Origin of the sequence: Streptococcus infantis (genome assembly GCF_047464215.1) — a bacterium.
GTDB classification, from domain to species: domain Bacteria; phylum Bacillota; class Bacilli; order Lactobacillales; family Streptococcaceae; genus Streptococcus; species Streptococcus infantis_P.
Window position 1 is genome coordinate 22,308 of record NZ_JASHCG010000016.1, and the last position, 23,137, is coordinate 45,444.

At 37.1% G+C, this 23,137-nt stretch carries 20 protein-coding genes; 18 read left to right on the forward strand and 2 right to left on the reverse strand.

Annotated elements, in window-relative coordinates; genetic code table 11:
* Positions 1 to 137: 137 nt before the first annotated feature.
* Entirely contained in the window at positions 138 to 1,511 is a 1,374-nt protein-coding gene (gene mnmE / locus QM469_RS08825) for a tRNA uridine-5-carboxymethylaminomethyl(34) synthesis GTPase MnmE (RefSeq protein WP_311522719.1), read from the reverse strand.
* 121 nt (positions 1,512 to 1,632) lie between these two features.
* On the reverse strand, positions 1,633 to 1,815 hold the full coding sequence (locus QM469_RS08830) for a 4-oxalocrotonate tautomerase (protein ID WP_001117401.1): 183 nt from the start codon (positions 1,813 to 1,815) through the stop codon (positions 1,633 to 1,635).
* Between the two features lie 124 nt (positions 1,816 to 1,939).
* Here QM469_RS08830 and QM469_RS08835 point away from each other — a divergent pair, with 124 nt between their 5' ends.
* From QM469_RS08835 to QM469_RS08920, 18 genes are all read left to right on the forward strand, one after another.
* The gene (locus QM469_RS08835) at positions 1,940 to 2,539 is read left to right on the forward strand and encodes a thymidine kinase (RefSeq protein ID WP_414276578.1); all 600 of its coding nucleotides are present in this window, start codon (positions 1,940 to 1,942) and stop codon (positions 2,537 to 2,539) included.
* Positions 2,529 to 3,008, forward strand: coding sequence for a GNAT family N-acetyltransferase (locus QM469_RS08840; protein WP_414276579.1), 480 nt, complete (start codon positions 2,529 to 2,531; stop codon positions 3,006 to 3,008). Before QM469_RS08835 ends, QM469_RS08840 begins: the two co-directional genes overlap by 11 nt.
* 9 nt (positions 3,009 to 3,017) lie before the next feature.
* Complete coding sequence (gene prfA / locus QM469_RS08845) at positions 3,018 to 4,097, forward strand: peptide chain release factor 1 (RefSeq protein WP_414276580.1); 1,080 nt, start codon at positions 3,018 to 3,020, stop codon at positions 4,095 to 4,097.
* Positions 4,097 to 4,933 (forward strand): peptide chain release factor N(5)-glutamine methyltransferase, encoded by an 837-nt coding sequence (prmC, locus tag QM469_RS08850; RefSeq protein ID WP_414276581.1) that lies wholly within the window; start codon positions 4,097 to 4,099, stop codon positions 4,931 to 4,933. The genes prfA and prmC overlap by 1 nt, the downstream gene beginning before the upstream one ends.
* Positions 4,917 to 5,519, forward strand: coding sequence for an L-threonylcarbamoyladenylate synthase (locus QM469_RS08855; protein WP_414276582.1), 603 nt, complete (start codon positions 4,917 to 4,919; stop codon positions 5,517 to 5,519). The genes prmC and QM469_RS08855 overlap by 17 nt, the downstream gene beginning before the upstream one ends.
* Position 5,520: 1 nt before the next feature.
* Positions 5,521 to 5,952 (forward strand): GNAT family N-acetyltransferase, encoded by a 432-nt coding sequence (locus tag QM469_RS08860; protein WP_311522714.1) that lies wholly within the window; start codon positions 5,521 to 5,523, stop codon positions 5,950 to 5,952.
* A 66-nt stretch (positions 5,953 to 6,018) separates the two neighbouring features.
* Entirely contained in the window at positions 6,019 to 7,275 is a 1,257-nt protein-coding gene (gene glyA / locus QM469_RS08865) for a serine hydroxymethyltransferase (protein ID WP_414276583.1), read from the forward strand.
* Positions 7,276 to 7,282: 7 nt separating this feature from the next.
* Positions 7,283 to 8,257 (forward strand): nucleoid-associated protein, encoded by a 975-nt coding sequence (locus QM469_RS08870; protein WP_414276584.1) that lies wholly within the window; start codon positions 7,283 to 7,285, stop codon positions 8,255 to 8,257.
* On the forward strand, positions 8,257 to 8,859 hold the full coding sequence (locus QM469_RS08875) for a lysozyme family protein (RefSeq protein ID WP_414276585.1): 603 nt from the start codon (positions 8,257 to 8,259) through the stop codon (positions 8,857 to 8,859). Before QM469_RS08870 ends, QM469_RS08875 begins: the two co-directional genes overlap by 1 nt.
* Before the next feature lie 82 nt (positions 8,860 to 8,941).
* On the forward strand, positions 8,942 to 9,916 hold the full coding sequence (locus QM469_RS08880) for a DUF1002 domain-containing protein (protein ID WP_414273627.1): 975 nt from the start codon (positions 8,942 to 8,944) through the stop codon (positions 9,914 to 9,916).
* Between the two features lie 74 nt (positions 9,917 to 9,990).
* A complete protein-coding gene (gene rlmD, locus QM469_RS08885; RefSeq protein WP_414273628.1) occupies positions 9,991 to 11,361 on the forward strand; it encodes a 23S rRNA (uracil(1939)-C(5))-methyltransferase RlmD in 1,371 nt (456 codons plus the stop codon).
* Positions 11,362 to 11,881: 520 nt separating this feature from the next.
* Positions 11,882 to 12,952 carry a hypothetical protein gene (locus QM469_RS08890; protein WP_414276586.1) on the forward strand — a complete coding sequence of 357 codons (1,071 nt, stop codon included), beginning with the start codon at positions 11,882 to 11,884 and terminating at the stop codon, positions 12,950 to 12,952.
* Positions 12,953 to 12,975: 23 nt separating this feature from the next.
* Complete coding sequence (locus QM469_RS08895) at positions 12,976 to 14,145, forward strand: hypothetical protein (protein ID WP_414273630.1); 1,170 nt, start codon at positions 12,976 to 12,978, stop codon at positions 14,143 to 14,145.
* Between the two features lie 140 nt (positions 14,146 to 14,285).
* Positions 14,286 to 16,025: a type I restriction-modification system subunit M gene (locus tag QM469_RS08900; protein ID WP_371607812.1), complete on the forward strand. Its 1,740-nt coding sequence runs from the start codon at positions 14,286 to 14,288 to the stop codon at positions 16,023 to 16,025.
* Between the two features lies 1 nt (position 16,026).
* Entirely contained in the window at positions 16,027 to 17,103 is a 1,077-nt protein-coding gene (locus QM469_RS08905; RefSeq protein ID WP_414276591.1) for a restriction endonuclease subunit S, read from the forward strand.
* A gap of 12 nt (positions 17,104 to 17,115) precedes the next feature.
* Positions 17,116 to 20,352, forward strand: coding sequence for a type I restriction endonuclease subunit R (locus QM469_RS08910; protein ID WP_414276587.1), 3,237 nt, complete (start codon positions 17,116 to 17,118; stop codon positions 20,350 to 20,352).
* Between the two features lie 289 nt (positions 20,353 to 20,641).
* Entirely contained in the window at positions 20,642 to 21,208 is a 567-nt protein-coding gene (locus QM469_RS08915; RefSeq protein ID WP_371607809.1) for a hypothetical protein, read from the forward strand.
* 115 nt (positions 21,209 to 21,323) lie between these two features.
* A complete protein-coding gene (locus QM469_RS08920) occupies positions 21,324 to 23,114 on the forward strand; it encodes a DUF262 domain-containing protein (RefSeq protein ID WP_153225505.1) in 1,791 nt (596 codons plus the stop codon).
* Positions 23,115 to 23,137: the final 23 nt, after the last annotated feature.

The following is a 23,137-nucleotide window of genomic DNA, read 5'->3' on the forward strand; positions in this document are numbered from 1 at the left end:
TTTTGGAGTCTAAAAGACGAACAAAAAGTTCAATCAGCTACCGCGTCAAATTATGATTGATAATAAAAAGTGAGGTCGGGATCTTTTTGTCCCAACCTCTTTTTAGGTGACTAGCATTTTTTTGACCTAGTTTTTTCTTATTTACCCAGACAAAATTGGCTGAACAACTGTGTAATGAGTTCATCTGGAGCAGCATCACCAGTGATTTCTCCGAGGATTTCCCAAGTACGTGTCAAATCAACTTGAAGCAAATCAACTGGCATTCCTAGTTCGAGGCCTTCGTTTACAGCTTGTAAGCTTTCGACTGCCTTTTCAATTAATGAAATATGACGGGCATTGGACAAGTAAGTAGCATCTTGTTCGACTAAGCCAGCATTTTCAAAGAAGAGGTTGTTAATCCGTTCTTCAATCTTATCAATGTTTTGATTTTTGAGGACCGAAATACGGATGACATCTTCAGGAAGTTCGGTAGTTTCAATAGCCTCAGGTAGGTCAGTTTTGTTAAGTAGGATGATACGGTTGGTATCTTGGCTGATTTCAAGAAGTTGTCGGTCTTGGGCAGTTAGAGGTTCGCTGGCGTTTAAGACGAGTAAAACCAAATCAGCTTCCTTGAGAGCTTTTTTGGAGCGCTCGACACCGATTTGTTCGACGATGTCATCTGTTTCACGGATACCCGCAGTATCAATCAACTTAAGTGGTACACCATTGATGTTGACGTATTCTTCGATGACGTCTCGAGTAGTACCAGCAATGTCAGTTACGATGGCCTTATCTTCACGCAATAGGTTGTTGAGGAGGCTGGATTTCCCAACGTTGGGACGACCAATGATAGCCGTTGAAATCCCTTCACGGAGAATCTTCCCACGACGTGCCGTTTTTAAGAGATTGGTTAAGAGTTGTTCAAACTCCATAGTTTTTTCGCGGACAACGGCAGTAGTGGCTTCTTCCACATCGTCGTATTCAGGATAGTCGATATTAACCTCAACTTGAGCCAAGGTATTGAGAATCTCTTGGCGAGTATTATTAATCAAGTCAGATAGAGAACCGTCTAGTTGCTTGACTGCAATATTCATGGCCTTGTCTGTCTTGGCACGTATAATATCCATCACAGCTTCAGCCTGAGTCAAGTCCACTCGACCGTTGAGGAAGGCACGCTTGGTAAATTCTCCAGGTTCTGCCATGCGTGCCCCTTCACGGATAGCCAATTGCAGGATTTCATTGGTTACGGCGATTCCACCGTGGGTGTTAATCTCGATAATGTCTTCACGAGTGAATGTTTTTGGAGATTTCATAGCCCCAACCATAACCTCGTCCATGACCTTACCAGTTTGAGGATCAACAATGTGGCCGTAGTTAAGAGTGTGGCTAGCAACCTTGCTCAAGTCCTTGCCTTTAAAGATTTTCTGCGCAATGGCAAAACTATCCGTTCCGCTTAGGCGGACTATCCCAATAGCCCCTTCACCAAGCGGTGTCGAGATGGCTGTAATGGTATCAAATTCCCGTGTAATCATTTCAATTCCTTATAGTTTATTTGTTTGTATAGACTAATATCTCTTCAAATTGTAACAAAATATAGTGTTTTATTCAACGAATGGCACTTATAAAGAAAAGCCTAAGCAGATTGCTTAAGCTTTACTTAGTGCGCATTTCGCCTTGTGGGAAATAGGTTCCTTCAGGCATATCGTTGATAATGACATGAACAGCAGATTGAGGTGCACCAGTGTTGCGAACAACAGCTTCCGTTACTTCCTTGGCTAGGGCTTTCTTTTGCTCTAACGTGCGTCCTTCAAATAAATCAATGCGTACAAATGGCATAATTGCGTCCTCCACTAGATATTTGATTTCTTCTATTTTACCACAATTTGCCATTTAAAGCTTTGAGAAAATATGGTATACTAGAATGTAGCAAAAAATTTAGAAATGGACGTGAAATAGAAGCATGGCACAGTTGTATTATCGTTATGGGACCATGAACTCAGGCAAGACGATTGAGATTCTCAAGGTAGCCTATAACTATGAGGAGCAAGGAAAGGGAGTTGTGATTATGACTTCGGCTCTGGATACGCGTGACGGTGTTGGCTATGTTTCAAGTCGAATTGGAATGAAAAGACCAGCAGTTGCTATTGAGGAAACAACGGATATCTTTGGATTTATCCGAGACTTACCTGAAAAGCCATACTGTGTACTTGTCGATGAAGCCCAGTTTTTAAAGCGTCACCATGTTTACGACCTAGCTCGTGTTGTGGATGAGTTAGATATACCTGTTATGGCATTTGGTTTAAAAAATGACTTTCGTAATGAGCTGTTTGAAGGCTCCAAACACCTTTTGCTCTTGGCAGATAAAATCGATGAAATCAAAACCATCTGTCAGTATTGCAAGAAAAAAGCGACCATGGTCTTGCGTACGCAGGACGGATTGCCAGTCTATGATGGTGAGCAGATCCAGATAGGTGGCAATGAAACCTATATCTCGGTTTGCCGTAAACATTATTTTGCGCCAATGATAACTTCTAACAAGGAGCAAAGCTATGACAATTGAACTAAGAGATGTTACAATGGAAAATTATTTTGATGTTTTGAATTTGGATGTCAAGGAATATCAAAAACAATTCATTGCAACCAATGCAATTAGTTTAGCTGAAGCATACGTCTACACTAAAAATGGAGATTTTGTAGCTCCATTGGCAGTTTATGATAATGATGCAATTATAGGTTTTGTAATGTTAGCTTATGACAAAAAGATAGGAATTAGTAGTGGAAATTATTTACTATTTCGTTTTATGATTGATAAGAATTTTCAAAATCAAGGATATTTTAAACCAATTATGGATAAAGTACTAGACTATGTTCGGACAGCGCCAGTAGGTTTAAGCAATAAACTTTGGTTGTCTTATGAACCGGAAAATGAACACGCAAGATCTTGTTACCTCAGTTATGGATTTAAAGAAACTGGGGAAATATTTGAGAATGAAGTAGTAGCAATCTATGATTTAACAATTGAGAAATAAGGAGAAAAAATGAACATCTATGATCAACTACAAGCTGTAGAAGACCGTTATGAAGAGTTGGGAGAATTGCTGAGCGACCCAGATGTGGTCTCTGATACCAAGCGTTTCATGGAGCTTTCAAAAGAGGAAGCTTCTACTCGTGATACCGTAAATGCCTACCGCGAATACAAACAAGTCCTTCAGAATATTGTCGACGCCGAAGAGATGATTAAAGAATCAGGCGGAGATGCTGACTTGGAAGAAATGGCCAAACAAGAATTGAAAGATGCTAAGGCTGAAAAAGAAGAGTACGAAGAAAAACTGAAAATCTTGCTCCTTCCTAAAGATCCAAACGATGACAAGAACATCATACTTGAAATCCGTGGAGCAGCTGGTGGAGATGAAGCAGCACTATTCGCTGGGGATTTGCTAACTATGTACCAAAAGTATGCGGAAGCCCAAGGCTGGCGCTTTGAAGTCATGGAAGCCTCAATGAACGGTGTAGGTGGTTTCAAGGAAGTGGTTGCTATGGTATCAGGTCAGTCTGTATACTCTAAGCTTAAGTATGAGTCTGGTGCCCATCGTGTTCAACGTGTCCCTGTGACAGAAAGTCAAGGGCGTGTTCATACCTCGACAGCTACTGTCCTTGTCATGCCTGAAGTGGAAGAAGTAGAGTACGATATTGATCCAAAAGACCTTCGTGTGGATATCTACCACGCATCTGGAGCTGGTGGACAGAACGTCAACAAGGTTGCGACTGCCGTTCGTATCGTTCACTTGCCAACCAATATCAAGGTTGAAATGCAGGAAGAACGTACCCAGCAGAAAAACCGTGAGAAGGCAATGAAGATCATTCGTGCGCGTGTTGCTGACCACTTTGCACAGATTGCCCAAGACGAGCAGGACGCAGAGCGTAAGTCTACTATCGGTACTGGTGACCGTTCAGAACGTATCCGTACTTATAACTTCCCACAAAACCGTGTTACCGACCACCGTATTGGCTTGACTCTTCAAAAACTAGATACGATTTTGTCTGGTAAACTAGATGAAGTTGTGGACGCCTTGGTTCTTTATGACCAAACACAAAAATTGGAAGAATTAAACAAATAATGAAATTAGCTCAAATGTTTAAAGATTTTGAGGAAAAGTTGATAGCGCAAGGAGAGGAAGCAGAAAGCCTCTCCTTTGTCTATCGTAGCCTGAAAAATCTATCTTTTACTGACTTCGTCTTTGCCCTTCAGCAAGAAGTTACAGAGGAAGAAAAAGAGTTTGTAGAGGAAATTTACACGAAACTGGCAAATCATATACCTGCACAGTACATTATCGGTCATGCAGAATTTTTGGGGATGCAGTTAAAGGTTGATGAGCGGGTCTTGATTCCCCGTCCAGAGACAGAAGAGTTGGTGGAGCTTATTCTAGCTGAAAATCCTGAGACGAATCTTTCAGTTCTGGATATTGGAACAGGTAGTGGAGCTATTGCTCTCGCCTTAGCCAAAAACAAACAAGATTGGTCAGTGACAGCAGCAGATATTTCCCAAGATGCTTTAGATGTAGCCAGCGAAAATGCTAATAATCAAGGTCTAACATTATCCTTTATTAAATCTGATTGTTTCTCCGAAATTTCTTCAAAATATGATATAATTGTATCCAATCCACCTTATATATCTCGAGTAGATGAGGCAGAAGTTGGTTTGAATGTTCTCCATTCAGAGCCACATTTAGCCCTCTTTGCAGATGAGGATGGTCTAGCGATCTATTGCAGAATCGCGGAGGAAGCTAAAGACTATCTAAATGATGGTGGTAAGATTTACCTTGAAATTGGATACAAGCAAGGTTTTAGTGTTCCTACTCTTTTTAAGGAAAATCTTCCTGATAAAAGAGTGCGAACCCTCAAAGATCAATTTGGCCAAGATAGGATGGTTGTTGTTGATGATGGAGAAAATTAAGCAAGAGCTTGAAAATGGTGGCGCTGTTGTTTTGCCAACGGAGACTGTTTATGGACTTTTTGCAAAAGCTCTAGATAAAAAGGCTGTTGACCATGTTTATCAGCTTAAACGTCGCCCTAGAGATAAGGCGCTTAATCTGAATGTCGCTTCTATCGATGACATCTTGTATTTTTCTAAAAATCAACCAGATTATCTAAAGAATCTTGTTGATGCCTTTTTACCGGGTCCACTAACGATTATCCTAGAAGCTAATGACAGAGTTCCCTACTGGGTAAATTCAGACTTGACTACTGTTGGATTTCGCATGCCGAGTCATCCTGTAACTCTGGACTTGATTCGTGAGTTTGGCCCCTTAATCGGACCTTCTGCCAATATTTCAGGTCAATCAAGTGGAGTAGATTTTCACAAGATTCTTCAAAACTTTGACCAAGTGGTCTTGGGACTAGAAGACGATGCTTTTTTAACGGGTCAGGATTCGACTATTTTAGACTTATCTGGCGACAAGGTAAAGATTCTACGCCAAGGAGCGATTACTCGAGAAGATATCCTTGCCAAGATACCAGCCATTCTTTTTGAGGAGGTATGATATGCTACGTGATTTGAAAACAAGAGATGTTGCAGCTATTTGTGAGATTAACAAAGAAACTTTAGGCTATTCGTTTAGTTTAGAGGAAACGGCTAGTCAACTAGCTAAGTTATCTCAAGACTCACATCATTACCTACTGGGTTTCGAGGATTCGACCAGCCATGACTTAGTTGGTTATGTTCATGCCGAGGTTTATGAATCACTTTATTCTAAAGCAGGATTTAATATTTTAGCCTTAGCAGTTTCACCTCAAGCGCAAGGTCAAGGTATTGGTAAAAGCTTATTACAAGGGTTGGAAGAAGAAGCAAAAAGACGTGATTATGGGTTTATCCGCTTAAATTCTGCAGACCATCGTTTAGGTGCGCATGCTTTCTATGAAAAAGTTGGTTATACCTGTGATAAGACGCAGAAACGGTTTATTCGCATTTTTTAGTTTGGATTTTATATTCTTGTTGTAAAAACAAACTAAAGACCTGTCACACTATAAAGGAGAAGACCTATGATTTTTGACAAAGATGATTTTAAAGCATATGATGCAGATCTTTGGAATGCCATTGCCAAAGAAGAGGAACGCCAACAAAACAATATTGAGCTAATCGCGTCTGAAAATGTCGTTTCTAAGGCTGTTATGGCTGCTCAAGGGTCTATCTTGACCAATAAATACGCCGAAGGTTACCCAGGACGTCGCTATTATGGTGGAACTGATGTGGTAGACGTGGTAGAAAGTCTAGCTATTGAACGTGCAAAAGAAATTTTTGGTGCTAAGTTTGCCAATGTCCAACCTCACTCAGGAAGTCAAGCCAACTGTGCAGCTTACATGGCCTTGATTGAGCCAGGTGATACGGTCATGGGGATGGATTTGGCAGCAGGTGGGCACTTGACTCACGGAGCTCCAGTAAGTTTCTCAGGCCAAACCTACAACTTTGTTTCTTATAGCGTTGATCCTGATACCGAACTATTGGACTTTGATGCTATCTTAAAACAAGCCCAAGAAGTAAAACCAAAATTAATCGTAGCAGGAGCTTCAGCCTACTCTCAAATTATTGATTTTTCAAAATTCCGTGAAATTGCAGATGCTGTTGGTGCGAAACTCATGGTAGATATGGCTCATATTGCTGGCTTGGTTGCTGCTGGTCTTCATCCAAGTCCAGTGCCTTATGCACATATTACAACAACAACGACGCACAAAACCCTTCGTGGTCCACGTGGTGGTTTGATTTTGACCAACGACGAAGATCTTGCTAAGAAAATTAACTCAGCTATCTTCCCAGGTATCCAAGGTGGGCCATTAGAGCACGTTGTTGCTGCTAAGGCTGTTGCCTTTAAAGAAGTTTTGGATCCAGCCTTCAAGGAATATGCAGCAAATGTTATTAAGAACAGCAAGGCTATGGCAGAAGTCTTCTTGCAAGACCCTGATTTCCGTATTATCTCTGGTGGTACTGAAAACCACCTCTTCCTAGTTGATGTAACCAAGGTTGTGGAGAACGGAAAAGTTGCTCAAAACTTGCTAGATGAGGTCAATATTACCCTAAATAAAAACTCAATCCCTTACGAAACATTGTCACCATTTAAGACAAGTGGTATTCGTATCGGTGCAGCGGCAACAACTGCACGTGGTTTTGCTGAAGCAGAGAGCCGTAAAGTAGCTGAACTGATCATTAAAACCCTTAAAAATGCAGAAAATGAGGCTGTTTTAGAAGAAGTGAGAAGCGAAGTCAAAGCCTTGACAGATGCCTTCCCATTATACGAGGATTAAAATTTTTATGGACATTTATATTAAGAAAGCTATTATCCATCAGTTCAGTCCGGATGATACCGAGCTGTTCCTAGCGGATAAATTTCTCAATATCACTCCAAAAATCGAAGAATACCTGCGCAAGAAAATCGAACGTGTGTATTCGGATGAAGCTAAGACTGGGATTTTCGAAGAAGAAAATTCCTTCTTCAATCACATCACAGACGATTTGTTGGAGACATCGGTGACGCTGGCTAATCTCTGGAAAGAGGAATTCAGCATTTCCGAAAATCTTAAGACCAATGACTTGATTTTTGTGCAATTTTCTAAAGAAGGAGTAGAGCATTTCGCTTTCTTGCGAATTGCCCTGCGTGAGACCTTGACTCACCTCGGTGGAGAGGTTGATAATCCAATCAAGCTGACTCAAAACAATCTTCCTGGATTTGGTACAGGGGCTGATGAGGCCTTGGTGGTCAATCTTCAGAGTCGAAAATATCATCTTATTGAGAAACGAATCAAGTATAACGGGACTTTTTTGAACTATTTTTCTGAGAATCTGATCCAGGCTCAGCCAAAGATTTCACCTAAGAAGTCCATCAAGGAACTGGAAAAAACGGCTCAAAGAATTGCAGAAACCTTCAACACAGACGATTTCCAGTTTCAATCCAAGGTCAAGTCTGCTATTTTCAACAATCTTGAAGAAAGCAATGAATTGTCTCCTGAAAAATTGGCTAATGACCTTTTTGACAACAATCTCACTGCACGTCTTAGCTTTATTGATCAAGTCAAGGAAGCAGTGCCAGAGCCAGTTCAATTTGATGAAATCGATGCTAGTCGTCAATTAAAGAAATTTGAAAACCAAAAACTCTCCTTGTCAAATGGGATTGAGTTAATCGTACCTAATAATATTTACCAAGATGCTGAGTCGGTCGAATTTATCCAAAATGACAATGGTACCTACTCTATCTTAATCAAAAACATCGAGGATATACAAAGCAAATAATGTTTAAATTTATAAGAAGGGTCTTGGTGCTTGTTCTTATCTTATTTACTGGTTATAAACTTTTTCATATGTATCGGGATGTGAAGCAGGTCATGACCTATCAATCCTTGGTACGAGAGGTTTTAAGTGAGCAAGATACACCCGCAAATGAAGAACTAGTCCTGGCCATGATTTATACCGAAACCAAAGGTAAAGAAAGTGATGTGATGCAGTCAAGTGAGTCTGCCAGCGGAACTACAAATACAATCTCTGACAATAGGAGTAGTATTCGTCAGGGAATTCAAACCTTGACAGAGAATCTTTATTTAGCTCAAGAAAAGGGTGTAGATGTTTGGACTGCTGTACAGGCCTATAACTTTGGACCTGCTTATATTGATTTTATCGCCCAAAATGGGAAAGAAAATACCCTTGCCCTAGCTAAACAATACTCAAGAGATACCGTTGCTCCGATTTTAGGAAATACAACTGGAAAAACCTATCGATATGTCAATCCAATTTCCATCTTTCAAGGTGGAGAACTTTATGTAGATGGAGGGAACTATTATTACTCTAGACAGGTTCAACTAAATCTCTATATTATTAAATTTTTTAATCTATTTTAAGCACTTAGAAAATTCTAGGTGTTTTTATAAGCTTTCTTTAAGGCTAATAGACTATCCTAGATAGGAAAAGGAGGAACGTCTCATGCGAAAGAAATTCTTTCTGACTAGTGCTGCAGTTCTTTTAGCAGTTGCAACTTTGCAAAGCGCTCAAGCAGCCACTGATGTTCAAAAAGTAATTGATGAAACTTATGTTCAACCTGAGTACGTCTTGGGTTCTTCTCTCACTGAAGATCAAAAAAATCAAACATTAAAAAAACTCGGCTATAGCGCCTCTACAGATACCAAAGAATTGAAGACTATGACGCCAGATGTCTACTCAAAGATTATGAACGTCGCTAATGACTCTAGTCTCCAGCTCTATTCGTCTGCAAAAATTCAAAAATTAGGTGAAAAATCTCCACTTGAAGTGAAGATTGAAACCCCTGAAAATATCACTAAAGTGACCCAAGACATGTACCGTAATGCGGCCGTTACCTTGGGTGTGGAGCATGCGCGCATCACCGTAGCTGCACCAATCCCTGTAACAGGTGAAAGTGCCCTAGCAGGTATTTACTATTCGCTAGAAGCTAATGGTGTTCAACTTCCTCAAGAAAATAAAGACCTAGCTCAGGAAGAGCTAAAAGCCTTGTCAGACATTAACGATGAAAACAAGGACAAATCAGGCTATGATGCCAATAAACTCAATGTAGCCCTTGCCGATATCAAATCTGCTATCGCTAAAGCTAAAGAGTCTAAGGGTGAGCTTACTGAAGATGATGTTCGTAAGATTGTTGAAGATACGTTGAAAAATTATAAGTTGGATCAGGTTATAACAGGAAATCAGATTAATATCATCATCAACTTTGCCTTCAATCTTTCCAAGAGTGATATTCTCAATAACGAAGATTTCACAAAGACTCTAAAGGATCTGAAACAAAGTATCGTCGCGCAAGCAGGAGATAGTTTTAGCAATATAGACCTTAACTTTGATGCTAATAAAGCTATTCAAGACGGTGGCAATATCCTCAGTGCTATTTGGCAAGCAATTGTAAACTTTTTCAAGAGTTTTGGTGCTTAGGGTAATTCATGGTATAATAGATGGTAACAGAACAGTTGCCGTCTTTTTTTGTCGGCTGATAGAAAGTGAAAATTATGTTAAAGAAAAATGATATTGTAGAAGTAGAGATTGTCGATTTGACACATGAAGGAGCAGGTGTTGCCAAGGTAGATGGCTTGGTCTTTTTTGTAGAGAATGCTCTACCGACTGAGAAAATCCTCATGCGTGTCCTTAAAGTCAACAAGAAAATTGGCTTTGGTAAGGTTGAGGAATACCTTGCGCAATCTCCACATCGTAATCAAGACTTAGATTTGGCTTACTTGCGTTCTGGAATCGCCGACCTAGGTCATCTAGCTTATCCAGAGCAACTTAAGTTTAAAACTAAACAAGTAAAAGACAGTCTTTATAAGATTGCTGGAATTTCAGATGTAGAGGTTGCTGATACTCTTGGTATGGAAAATCCTATCAAGTATCGTAACAAGGCTCAGGTACCTGTTCGTCGTGTTAATGGTGTTCTAGAAACTGGTTTCTTCCGTAAGAATTCTCATGACCTTATGCCATTGGAAGATTTTTACATTCAGGATCCAGTTATTGACCAGGTTATTGTGGCTTTACGAGATTTGCTTCGCCGCTATGATTTGAAGCCTTATGATGAAAAAGAACAATCTGGCTTGATTCGCAATCTTGTAGTCCGTCGTGGTCATCATTCAGGACAAATCATGGTCATTTTGGTAACAACTCGTCCTAAAGTTTTCCGAGTAGAACAATTGATTGAACAACTAATCAAGCAATTTACAGAAATTGTGTCTGTTATGCAGAATATCAATGACCAAAATACCAATGCCATTTTCGGGAAAGAATGGCGTACGCTTTATGGTCAAGATTACATTACTGATCAAATGTTGGGCAATGATTTCCAAATCTCTGGACCAGCATTTTACCAGGTCAATACCGAAATGGCAGAGAAACTTTATCAAACGGCTATTGATTTTGCAGAGTTGAAGTCGGATGATGTGGTTATTGATGCCTACTCAGGCATTGGGACTATTGGCTTATCTGTCGCTAAGCATGTCAAGGAAGTCTATGGAGTAGAGGTTATTTCAGAAGCAGTAGAAAATAGCCAGAAGAATGCTTTATTAAACAATATCACCAATGCCCACTATGTCTGCGATACAGCTGAAAATGCCATGAAGAATTGGTTCAAGGAAGGCATCCAACCAACTGCCATCCTAGTCGACCCACCACGCAAGGGCTTGACCGAAAGCTTTATCAAAGCCAGCGCCCAAACAGGAGCAGACCGTATCGCCTATATCTCCTGTAATGTGGCTACTATGGCACGTGATATCAAACTCTATCAAGAGTTGGGCTATAAATTGAAGAAAGTCCAGCCGGTTGATTTATTTCCGCAGACGCATCATGTTGAGGCAGTATCACTGCTTGTACGAGCTGAGGCATCAGCGAAGTAGAAAAAGATGATCTGTCCATGGGATAGCTGTCGTAGAGTAAGGAGTTTACGACGAAACGATACGGTAACAGCGAACCGCTGAGTGTGTGAGTTTGTTGGTAAAACGCAGTTAATCCTCAAAAGGTTCACCCAAACCTTTTGAGTCCCACAAACGCATTATGTCGAAGTGGTATCACTGCTTGTATGAGCTGAGGCATTAGCGAAGTAGAAGTAGTATAGTAGTTTATATTCTTACAGGAAATCAAGCAATTTTATAGTAAGTTTTACAATCTGACAGGAGTCAAAAACTTTTTAGAATATTATTTCAGTTAACGATTAAAATTTTTAGTTCAGAAAATAAAATAGTTTTTAATGTGCTAATTATGTGTTAGTTATTGGACAGAATAATTAGCACATAGAAAGGGAAAATTTGACAGATGGACTAAGATAAAATTGTCAGTAACTGTGACCGAATGGTTAAGGTCTTTTTGGGTTTTAGTGGTATAATAAACAATATGAATAAGCTGTTTTGGAAGGACGAAATGACTGATAGTAATAAAGTGAAGAAAGTTGAAAAAGACTCTATAAAAATTGCCTTAGACAGCTCAACAAACCTCTCTGAGAAGATAAAATTGGGACAAAATACTGCAGCTATTTCTGTTTTGGCTGATACCTTTAGTAACTTTCAAGCAACTGTAAATGCTAACATTATTTCAGAATTAATTGCAACTTCAAATGTATTAAGTTCAGCTAAATTAGTGAATATTGCTAATTTGACGACTCCTTTAGTAAGTCTGCCTTCATTAATTCAAGTGGACAAAAACGCTATTAATGTCATGTCAGAAGTGATTGCTTCGTACAATAAAACGTTATCAAGCACACACTTGCAAGCAATTCAAAACATTGCAGATTCTGCAAAAAATTTAATTGCTAGCTATCAAATTGATTATTCAAAGATTTTTAGTGGCATCAATGAACTTTTAAAATCACTGCCTTCGATTTACACACAAGAAGAAATCGAGCAGATTATATCTCGAGTTCAACTGCTAGCAGAAAATGGATGGGTTATTTATTTTCGTGACAGAAATGTTTATCAGCGTATACTTGCTGAGGAATGGAATACCTTGGAGGACGAATGGATTAAGTTGCTTAGGGATAAACTAAAAAATGAGAAATTTATTATTTCCTTACAAAATTCGCCGTGTTACTCGGCTCCCCTAGTAAAATCAATGGTTGACTGCTACTTTAATAAAAACTTTTATGCAGCATACACTCTTGGGAGTTTGGCAATTGATGGTGCGCTAAATAGAATTTCAGAATTGACTTCATTAGAGAAAAAAATACCAGTAGGTCACCGAGCGATTAAAGAAATTGATAATATATTTATTGATAAGTCGTTTAGCGATGTAGGACTGATGCACTGGCTGTATCGTTTCTTCAAAGATACAAATAGGTTTACACTTGATGAACCAAATCGACATATGATTGGACATGGTAGGTGGGAGAAAGAAATAGAAGAACAAGAGTTTTTGAAGCTACTTAATGCAATGTTGTATATTTGTGATGAGTATGATTATTGGGAAGAAGTTATTTGTTATGAACAAGACAACTGAGTTTTTTTTGAGGTTAAACGCTTATGGATGAAATATATCCTTTTATTCAGGAGATAATTAATTGTGAAACGACCATACAGAAAATGGAAGTTTTCAATAGATGGAACCTTCATAAGTGTAGAGTTTTTCTATTTGATGAAGAAAAGTCAAATTTTGGTAATATAGGCAAATCATTTAGCTATGGAAAGTTTAATCTGATTGGTTTGGGAGATTACCAAAAAATTTGGGTTATTGATAAAAATACTGTGAATGCTAAGGATAATTTCTTACCCGTTGCTAGAATTGTCAATTACGACCTAAACATTTTTACTTACATACATGATTTATATAGAGGAAGAAATATCCTAGATAAGGAGAATTTAATTAGATTTTTACACGAGATTAAATCGTTGCGTCTAACAAATAATATTTCAACTGCTTTAATGGAAAGATATACCACCCCAATAAATCGTGAATTATTAGCTAAAATGATTGAAAGTTATGTTTATTTTGATAGCATTAATTTTGAAGTATTTCAATCTAATGTGCCTCAGACTCTAAAACCAGATAAATATATTTGGATGAAAGAAATCTGGGAAGATGCAGAATACTACCTAAGTAATGATGAGGTGATACAACATTATGAGGCAGTGTGTTGCTATATATTGAAAGCATTCATTTTGAAAAATACAAAAAATCTTTCTACAAAAGCTAAAGTGGCTGAGTTTAAACGCTATTGTATTGAGGATTTATGCGTATTTTTAGAATTGGAAATGACTTTATTAATACTTTTTTTGAAAAATGATAGTGCGGTTCAAGAAATATTTAAAAAGTTGCAGTTAAAGGCTGATAAGTTAATTGATAAAATACATAATACAGCATGGGATATTTTTCATATAAGACTATTGGAGCAAAGTACTTTATTAAATTGTATTGAAAACCCAGATGTGATTTATCTCCACTATTTTGCAACTGCGGATTCTGGGTTGGCCGAGGTATTACGAGCCAATCCTATTAAAATGCTGGTTTATTATAATAAAATAATTATACCTATACGTCGATATGATGCAAAAGATTTTTTCACTCAAGATGAGTTAGATTCTTATACTACTGAAGAAAAAATTAGATTACGTGCAGAGAAAGTTCAGGGGCTTGATTTCTGTTCTATAAAGCAGAGATTGAGCAGTGAGTTAGGGAATTTACTTACTAAATAAATTTTAATAGTTCCATTCCATAGTATAACTCCAACAGGGAAATATATGGCATTAGATAAATTAGAGAGTATCTGTATATCGCTGAACGGTACTCCTATCCTAACGATGTACTTGAATTTATTAAGGAGGAAAAATAGGGAATGAAAGATACAGAACTAAAACAATTAAAAGATAAACTATGGCATTCTGCCGATGTTCTTCGTGCAAGTGCGCATTTAGCTGCGAATAAATATGGTCAGCCTATTCTCGGGCTTATCTTCCTTAGATATGCAGATATTTTATATAAACAACATAAGGAAGATATTGAGGAAGAGTATAATCGTCTTAAAGGTGGACGTATGGAAAAATCCATGAAAGAAATCTCAATAGAAAAATGCGGATTCTATCTTCCAGGATGTGCTTATTATGACTTTATCAATGACGCACCGGACGATGCAAACAAAGCTATCATCGTAAAGGAAGCTATGGAAGCTATTGAAGATGAAAACCCTAGAATGGAAGGAGTTCTTCCTAAAGAAGTATACGCACAGCTTGTTCCGGATGAGGAACCAGAGCTTCTCTCTAACATCGTGCGTATTTTCAAGGATATTCCTGAAAATAGCACTATTGATATCTTTGGTGAAATTTATGAATACTTTTTAGGAAAATTCGCACTTGCGGAAGGTAAGGATGGAGGAACATTCTACACTCCTGCAACTGTTGTAAGATATATGGTTGAAGTATTAGATCCTCAGCCCGGTGAAAAGAAGTTCCTAGATCCAGCATGTGGTTCAGGAGGGATGTTTGTTCAGGCAGCAAGGTACATGCATAATCACAATGCCAGCGAGAGTGAACAGATGAAATTCCGTTGCTATGGTGTGGAAAAGGAACCAGACACCGTTAAACTGGCAAAGATGAACCTTCTTCTGAATAATATTCGTGGAGATATTACACAAGCTAACTCATTTTATTCTGATCCATATAATGCATTTGGACAGTTTGACTATGTAATGGCAAATCCACCCTTTAATGTTGATGAGGTTGTGGTTGAGAAAGTTTCTGACGATATCCGTTTCAATACGTATGGCGTACCAAGAAATAAGACAAAATCGACAAAGAAAAAATCAGATAAAAAAGAAACAGTACCAAACGCTAACTACTTGTGGATTGGCTACTTTGCCACTGCGTTAAATGAGCATGGTAAGGCAGCTCTTGTTATGGCTAATTCCGCTTCGGATGCTTCTGGTTCAGAATATGAAATCAGAAAGAGAATGATTGAAGAAGGTATTATTTCACAAATGGTGACTCTTCCTTCAAATATGTTCTCATCTGTTACACTTCCGGCAACTCTTTGGTTCTTCGATAAACAGAAGCCAAACACTGATAAGAAAAATGAAATCTTATTTATCGATGCCAGAAATATATTTACTCAGATTGACCGTGCTCATAGAAAGTTCTCAGATGAGCAGATTAAGAACCTTGGCATAATAACAAAACTATATCAAGGTGATACACAAGCTCTTGTTGACTTGCTTGATGAATATAAAACAGAACTTGCAAATGCTCCAGAATCTTCTGATGATAAAGAAGTCCTAACTAAAGATTACTGGCAATCACAGATTGATTGGTTAACGGAAAGATTCCCAGATGGTGTATATGCTGATGTTATCGGCCTTTGTAAAGTTGCACCTATGAATGGTGAAGACGGAATCATTGAACAGGACTACTCCCTCAATGCAGGTCGTTATGTAGGTGTAGTGATAGAAGATGATGGATTAACCGAGGAAGAGTTTAAGGAAGAAATGTTATCCTTGAATGCCGAGTTCACTTCATTAAGTGCTGAGGCAAAGAAACTTGAAGAGCTCATCGCAAATAATCTGAAAGAATTGTTGGGTGAGTGATATGAAATATGTGAAATTGGGGAATATAGCAAAATTTCGCTATGGAAAGATGCCTGATAAAGATAAGTTTCTTGACGATGGATATCCTGTTTTCAGCGGATATAGAATAACAGGATATTATAGTGAATACATGGTTGAAAATCCGACTTTAATTGTGGTAGCAAGAGGAGTTGGAGGTACAGGGGATGTAAAAATTTCACCGCCAAAATCTTATATCACGAATCTATCTATCATTGTTGATCTTGATGAAAGTGTTGCAGATATGCGTTACTTATATTATCAATTTGTTTGCAATAATTTGAGATACTTGGATACGGGGGCGGCTCAATCACAAATCACAATAAATAATTTATCAAAACACAAAGCTTTACTACCAAGACTTGTTATTCAAAAGAAGATTTCATCGATATTGACAACTTACGACAACCTCATCGAAAACAACAACAAGCGGATCAAGTTGTTGGAGCAAATGGCAGAGAATCTATATAAAGAATGGTTTGTAAGATTCCGCTTTCCTGGATATGAGGATGTAGAATTTGAAAATGGCATACCAAAAGGCTGGGAAGTTAAAAAGATAAAGAACTGTGTAAAAAGATTGCCTTTTAATCGGTTATATAAAAGAAATGAATTGGAATCGGAAGGTAAAGTAATAGTAATTGATCAATCTTCAGCGGAATTCCTAGGTTACCATAATGATGAACCATCTCATTGTGCAAGTATTGATAAACCAGTTCTTTTGTTTGGTGATCATTCATGTAAATTTGTGTTAATGATTAGAGAGTTTTCTTTGGGTGAAAATGTGGTTCCATTTATAAGCGAAAATGAAAATAAGTTGAATGACTATTATTTGTTTTATGCTGTTCACAAAATTATTGTAACAGAAGAGTATAAAAGACATTGGGGTAGATTTACGGGAATGAAGATTTTGGTTCCTGATTATGAATTACAAATAGTTTTTGCTGATTTTATTAAACCGATTATTCAAGAGCAAAATAACCTTTGGAATGAAATCCAATTATTAATTAAACAAAGAGATATGCTTTTACCACGCTTAATGAGTGGCAAACTTGAAGTGTAAGGAGGTGTTCCTATGCGTAATTTTATATCTGAAGATGATATAGAACAGGCTATACTTGCAAAATTAAAAACGGAACCATTTAACTATGATATCCTCATTTGTGATGCTGATTTGAGTAAGCAAGATGATTTGAATGATGGTACAGGAAGAGCTTCTAAGAAAGAATGTGTTCTTCCTGATGTTATGCTGTCTTCTTTGAAACGCATTAATCCTACTATCTCTGAAGATAAAATCAAGGAAATAGTAAAAAACTTAAGGCAGGATTACACAGGTACAGATATTGTTGATACTAACTATAAAATATACAGGCAAATCCGCAATAATATAAAAATCACAGTTCGCAAAGACGACAAAGAAGACTTTGATTTTGTAAAGCTAATTGATTTTGAGCATCCGGAGAACAATACTTTTACAGCAGTTTCTCAGATGTGGATTCAAGGAAAGGCCTATTATCGCAGACCGGATATCCTTATCTTCATCAATGGAATGCCTCTTGTGTTCATTGAACTAAAGAATAGCATCGTTAAAATTGAAGAAGCCTATAATAATAATTTAAAGGATTATTTACGAGATATTCCAAATCTATTTGCATTCAATCAAATTTGTGTTCTCTCAAATGGATTAGAAACAAAGCTTGGTGCCTTCAATGCGACCTATGACTACTTTTTTGAATGGCTTAAAGTTGATAGTGAAAAAGAAGTACTGGATCGAGAAGCTATTCACTCAGCTGAAAATGTAAAAGATAGTTCTGTAAGATATTTTGTTGATGGTTTATTAAACAAGGATAAATTGATTGATTATATCGAAAATTTTATTCTCTTTGAGAATCAACAAATAAAAATTATCGCTAAAAACCATCAGTATTTAGGCGTAAATAATCTGATGGAATCAGTAAAAAACAGAAAAGAATTAAATGGTAAACTGGGTGTCTTCTGGCATACACAAGGTTCGGGTAAGTCCTACTCTATGGTTATGTTTGCCCGTAAGGTTAAACGCAAAGTGGCTGGTAATTTTTCATTCCTTATTATCACAGACCGTGAAGATTTGGATACGCAGATTCATAAGAATTTTGTACGCACAGAAGTTATTGGTTCTAAAGAAGAGTGTCAACCAAAAAACAGCAAGCAGCTGCGAGAATTTTTAACTACTAACAAAGCATTTATCTTCACACTAATTCATAAGTTTAGATACGATAAGACGAAGAAGTATCCTGTTCTTTCTACACGTGATGATATCATTGTTCTAGTTGATGAGGCACATAGAACACAGTACAAAGATTTAGCAGAAAACATGAGAACAGCACTTCCTAATGCTAATTTTGTTGCGTTTACAGGAACACCACTTCTCGGGGCTAAGCGTCTTACTAATCAATGGTTCGGTGAGTATGTGTCAGAGTATAACTTTGCACAATCTGTCGAAGATGGTTCTACTGTACCATTGTTCTATTCCAGACGAGTTCCGGAAGTAGGTCTTGAAAATAATTTCCTTGATGATGATGTTGTAGATATTATCGAAGAAGAAAATCTTAACGACGACGAAATCCGTCTGTTAGAAAATGCATCCTCTCGTATTTTAGAAGTTATTAAGCGTGATGACAGACTGGATAAGGTTGCGCAGGATATTGCATACCACTTCCCAAGACGAGGATTTCTTGGGAAGGGAATGGTTGTGTCAGTTGACAAATATACAGCTGTCAAGATGTATGACAAGGTTCAGCATTACTGGGCTATTGAAAAACAAAATATTACGAAACAGCGAAATTCTGCCACTACAAAGGAAGAATGTGATCAGCTCACAAATATTCTTGCTTATATGAATAAGGTGGAAATGGCAGTGGTTATTTCTGAAGAGAATGATGAAGAAGCTAAGTTTGCTAAACAAGGGTTGAGAATATCGGAGCATCGTGCAAAGATGAAAGAAATCACATCTGATGGTAGAGATATCGAGGATAGGTTCAAGAGTCCAGATGATCCTTTGCAATTAGTATTTGTGTGTGCTATGTGGCTAACAGGATTTGATGTGAAAAACCTTTCTACGCTCTATCTTGACAAGCCGATGAAGGGACACACGTTGATGCAAGCCATAGCTCGTGCCAACAGAGTTTATCCTGGAAAACCTGCTGGAATTATTGTTGATTATGTGAATGTTTTTAAATATATGAAGAAAGCATTAACAGAATATGCCACGGGTAATGACGGAACAGAATTTCCTGCAAAAGATATAGAACAGCTAATCGGATACATTGATGGTACAATTCATGAGGCAGATTCTTTCTTGCTTTCTTTAGGTGTTTCATTAGAGAAAATCATTGCAGATTCCAATACTCTGGATAAACTGGATGCTTTAAGAAGAGCTTATGACGCTATTATTGCTAAAGATGATGCTAAAGAGAAATTCAAGGTTATACTGAACACCTTAACGAATCTCTACGAAGCATCAAAACCAGAAATCTTTGAAAGAAATTGGACTAATGATAAATTTGCACCACTCGTTTATTTACATGGATTGTTTTATCATACTATTGATGACGAAAAAGTAGCTCGTGCCAGACAGAAAATGAATCAAATTCTGGACGGTAGTGTAATTGCAAGTCCGGATTTCGCTAATTATGTTCGGGGGAAAGAAGCTCAGTACATGATTAAAGGGACAAAGGCCATAGATTTATCTAAAGTAGATATTGAACAGCTAAGACAAGAAATAAAATTGGCTGAGTATAAAGCTATTGAAATTGATGATTTGAAGGAATATATAGAGCAAGCACTAGAACAAATGCTTAATAGAAATTGCACTAGAACGAAATTCTCCGAACGATTCAAACGCATTATTGATTCCTATAATGCAGGCGGTACTGAAAATGAAGATTATTACGAACAGCTTGTTAAACTTCTTGAAGAGATGCGTCAAGAGGACAATCGTGCAAATATGGAAGGTCTTACGGAAGAAGAACTGGAAATTTACGATTTGTTGATTGCTGGAAAGAAATTGACACAGGTTGAGGAGCAAAAAGTAAAACTGTCTGCAAAAAATCTGTTTAAGAAATTGATGGATAATCGTAGTAATCTTCTTGTGGTAGATTGGTACAAAGATGAACAGCCGCGTGCCAAACTTAAATATGAAGTTGAATTATCATTAAATCAGGATCTTCCTGAGAGTTATGACAAAGCAGCCTTTGATTCTAAGGTATCATTACTCATTAACCATTTTGTTGATATGGCAGTACAAGGATATGGATGGATTGGTCTTGCATAGGGTTATATTGAAAATAATCATTAAATTGTTTTTCTAATTATTTTTATAAAGACCATCCTACTTAAAAATTTAAGTAGGGTAACTAGGTTGGCGATAAATAGCTTACGATCAATATCGTTGATATTACAGAAGTTCTGGGTGTAGCTAATATTGGGGCACTCAGATTTTTTTGTAACTACCTATGTTTGGAAAAGGTATTTAGGAGTTGATAGAGAATAGCTTTTTATTATTTGTAGTACAATTCAATAAAGTGATACAATATTGGTAGAGAAAATGGGAGAGATTATCAATGCTTATATTGGAATTGTATCAAAATCATTATTCAAAAGATTTAGTCGTGTTTGACTCTTTAGAAGATGGAAAAGCCTTTGTAGCTCAAATTCCTGGATATACTTTAGAAACAGAAGATGGGTTTCAAGTGGAGTATGTGAACCCAAAACACTTGCCAGATTATATGGAAATTGTGTTCAATGGAAATATTGTCCCTTTATCTAGATTTTCATTTGAACCTGAAGAAAATGTCGAGATTATTTGGAAAGAAATTTCGAATCTTTCCGTTAAAAACAATCAAGTAATCGAAGGGGATTCAAAAATCGATGCCTATATCGTTAACAACGATGAAGTCAAAGCTTATATCGAAGCACGAGAAGTCAAGTATCATCAGGCAAAGGACTTTTTAGAGCGCAACGGGTATGAAGTCGACAGAAACTTTTTCGGAAGTGAAGACGGGGAAGCGATTGTCTATAGAAAAAAAGGCGCCGAAGATTGGCACTTTTTGTGTCACCTTGATCCTTCGTTTTTAGAGATTGAAGATGTAGAAGGATATGTGAAAGAAGCCATGGAAGATATGCAATAGTTACTAAAAGTTCGTTTTGAATGTGTAGGATTGCTAGTTAAAGCGATTTGATATAGTTTTCAAAATAATCAATAAAAAATGTAGTATTTTAGCAAATATAATATGGAGGTTTAAGATGCCAACTACAATAGAAGTTAATAAGCAGAGTGTTGAAGCACTACTTGGTAGTGGAAGAACAAAACCATTTGTTATTCCAGAATATCAGCGTCCTTATGCTTGGACGGATGAACAGGTTGAAACACTGTTTGAAGATTTATGGGAATTTACCGTCAGTAATGGTGGTACTGAACGCGAAGGTTCGTATTTTCTTGGAAGTATCGTTTCGTATGAAAATGATAATGGTGAACAGGAAATTATTGATGGTCAGCAACGTATTACCTCTCTGTTTTTATTGTTAAGAGCGATTTACACAAAGCTATTTAATTCTCCATTATCAGAACGAACTCCAGAAGCGAACAATTTTATTGGTAAGATTGAACCCTCAATCTGGCGCACTAATAAACTGACTGGAACAGTTGATTATAAGACTACTCTTCTAACATCACGTGTTGTTAATAATGAAGGTAATGAAATTCTTCGTAAAATTCTCGAAACTGGAAGAGCAAATAAAGATTCTAAAGATAATTATTCTAGAAATTATATTCATTTTCAGGAGTTACTTGATAAACATTCAAGTGAGAATCCCTTAATGATTTATCAGTTCATTTATTCCCTATTAAATCAAGCTATTCTTTTACCAATAACTGCTGATACCCAAGATACAGCATTGACTATTTTCTCTACTCTAAATGACAGAGGTTTACCGCTATCTGATGCTGATATATTTAAAGCTAAGATTTATAACCATCTTGAGGGAAAAGATAAGGAAACATTTATTGAACGCTGGAAAGAGCTTGATGAACAAGCTACAGCAGCTAATGAAAGTATCCAACAATTATTTTATTACTATATGTTCTATCTTAGAGCTTTGGAAAAAGATACTAAAAGTACTACACCTGGTGTCAGAAAATACTATTCGAGTAACAAATTTGAACGCCTTTATCAATCTGAATTATTAGATAATTTATTCGTAATGATCGAATTATGGAAAGTAATTAATAAAGGTGAAGTGCTGGAAGATGAGAGTTGGTCATCAAATATAAAGATAAAACAAACATTAGATACACTTACTTCATATCCTAATGAGTTCTGGAAATATCCGGTGATTATATATTATATTTGTTATCGTAAGGATAAAAACTTTGAGGATAAATTTGCAAGATTCTTAAACAAATTACTCGCTGAACTAATGACAAAATACATTCTTATTCCAACTATCAATGCTGTTAAAGGTGATATTTTAAAATTAAATTCAGCAATTGTTGTATCAGATATTCCTAAATTTGATTTCAAAGAACTAGACCAAGCTCAACTTGAAGCAGGAATCCAAAATCCTCACCGTAATGTGGTGAGAATGTTGCTTAAAACACTTGCTTATAAACATCAGGATTCATTATTACCAAGTAAATGGGAAATCGAGCATATCTTCCCTCAAAAATGGCAAACTAACTACTTTATAGATGAATCAGATCATAAAATCCGAGAGAAAATCGAGCATATAGGCAATAAATTACCATTTGAAAAGAAGTTAAATATTATAGCAGGAAATGGTTACTTTGCTAAAAAGAAAAAAGAATATGCAGCTTCTAAGATCGAAATCACAAAATTTATGGGACTTTCTGAAATTCAAGAGTGGAATTTAGAGTCAATTTCGAAAAGAGATATCAGGATTTCAGATTCTATTATTGCAATTCTTAAAAAATGGAACAAAGAGTATTCGGTTATTACAAAAGAAATTGTTTCCAATAAACCTTCAGATGAGGATTTAGCTCGTATTGCTGAATTTAAGGAAAAAGGATGGATTTAATGGTGAATCAATAACAAGTAGCT

Coding starts and splice junctions, on each gene's coding strand:
- mnmE (WP_311522719.1), bottom strand. CDS start 1,511: ATGATTACACGGGAATTTGATACCATTACAGCCATCTCGACACCGCTT.
- QM469_RS08830 (WP_001117401.1), bottom strand. CDS start 1,815: ATGCCATTTGTACGCATTGATTTATTTGAAGGACGCACGTTAGAGCAA.
- QM469_RS08835 (WP_414276578.1), top strand. CDS start 1,940: ATGGCACAGTTGTATTATCGTTATGGGACCATGAACTCAGGCAAGACG.
- QM469_RS08840 (WP_414276579.1), top strand. CDS start 2,529: ATGACAATTGAACTAAGAGATGTTACAATGGAAAATTATTTTGATGTT.
- prfA (WP_414276580.1), top strand. CDS start 3,018: ATGAACATCTATGATCAACTACAAGCTGTAGAAGACCGTTATGAAGAG.
- prmC (WP_414276581.1), top strand. CDS start 4,097: ATGAAATTAGCTCAAATGTTTAAAGATTTTGAGGAAAAGTTGATAGCG.
- QM469_RS08855 (WP_414276582.1), top strand. CDS start 4,917: ATGATGGAGAAAATTAAGCAAGAGCTTGAAAATGGTGGCGCTGTTGTT.
- QM469_RS08860 (WP_311522714.1), top strand. CDS start 5,521: ATGCTACGTGATTTGAAAACAAGAGATGTTGCAGCTATTTGTGAGATT.
- glyA (WP_414276583.1), top strand. CDS start 6,019: ATGATTTTTGACAAAGATGATTTTAAAGCATATGATGCAGATCTTTGG.
- QM469_RS08870 (WP_414276584.1), top strand. CDS start 7,283: ATGGACATTTATATTAAGAAAGCTATTATCCATCAGTTCAGTCCGGAT.
- QM469_RS08875 (WP_414276585.1), top strand. CDS start 8,257: ATGTTTAAATTTATAAGAAGGGTCTTGGTGCTTGTTCTTATCTTATTT.
- QM469_RS08880 (WP_414273627.1), top strand. CDS start 8,942: ATGCGAAAGAAATTCTTTCTGACTAGTGCTGCAGTTCTTTTAGCAGTT.
- rlmD (WP_414273628.1), top strand. CDS start 9,991: ATGTTAAAGAAAAATGATATTGTAGAAGTAGAGATTGTCGATTTGACA.
- QM469_RS08890 (WP_414276586.1), top strand. CDS start 11,882: ATGACTGATAGTAATAAAGTGAAGAAAGTTGAAAAAGACTCTATAAAA.
- QM469_RS08895 (WP_414273630.1), top strand. CDS start 12,976: ATGGATGAAATATATCCTTTTATTCAGGAGATAATTAATTGTGAAACG.
- QM469_RS08900 (WP_371607812.1), top strand. CDS start 14,286: ATGAAAGATACAGAACTAAAACAATTAAAAGATAAACTATGGCATTCT.
- QM469_RS08905 (WP_414276591.1), top strand. CDS start 16,027: ATGAAATATGTGAAATTGGGGAATATAGCAAAATTTCGCTATGGAAAG.
- QM469_RS08910 (WP_414276587.1), top strand. CDS start 17,116: ATGCGTAATTTTATATCTGAAGATGATATAGAACAGGCTATACTTGCA.
- QM469_RS08915 (WP_371607809.1), top strand. CDS start 20,642: ATGCTTATATTGGAATTGTATCAAAATCATTATTCAAAAGATTTAGTC.
- QM469_RS08920 (WP_153225505.1), top strand. CDS start 21,324: ATGCCAACTACAATAGAAGTTAATAAGCAGAGTGTTGAAGCACTACTT.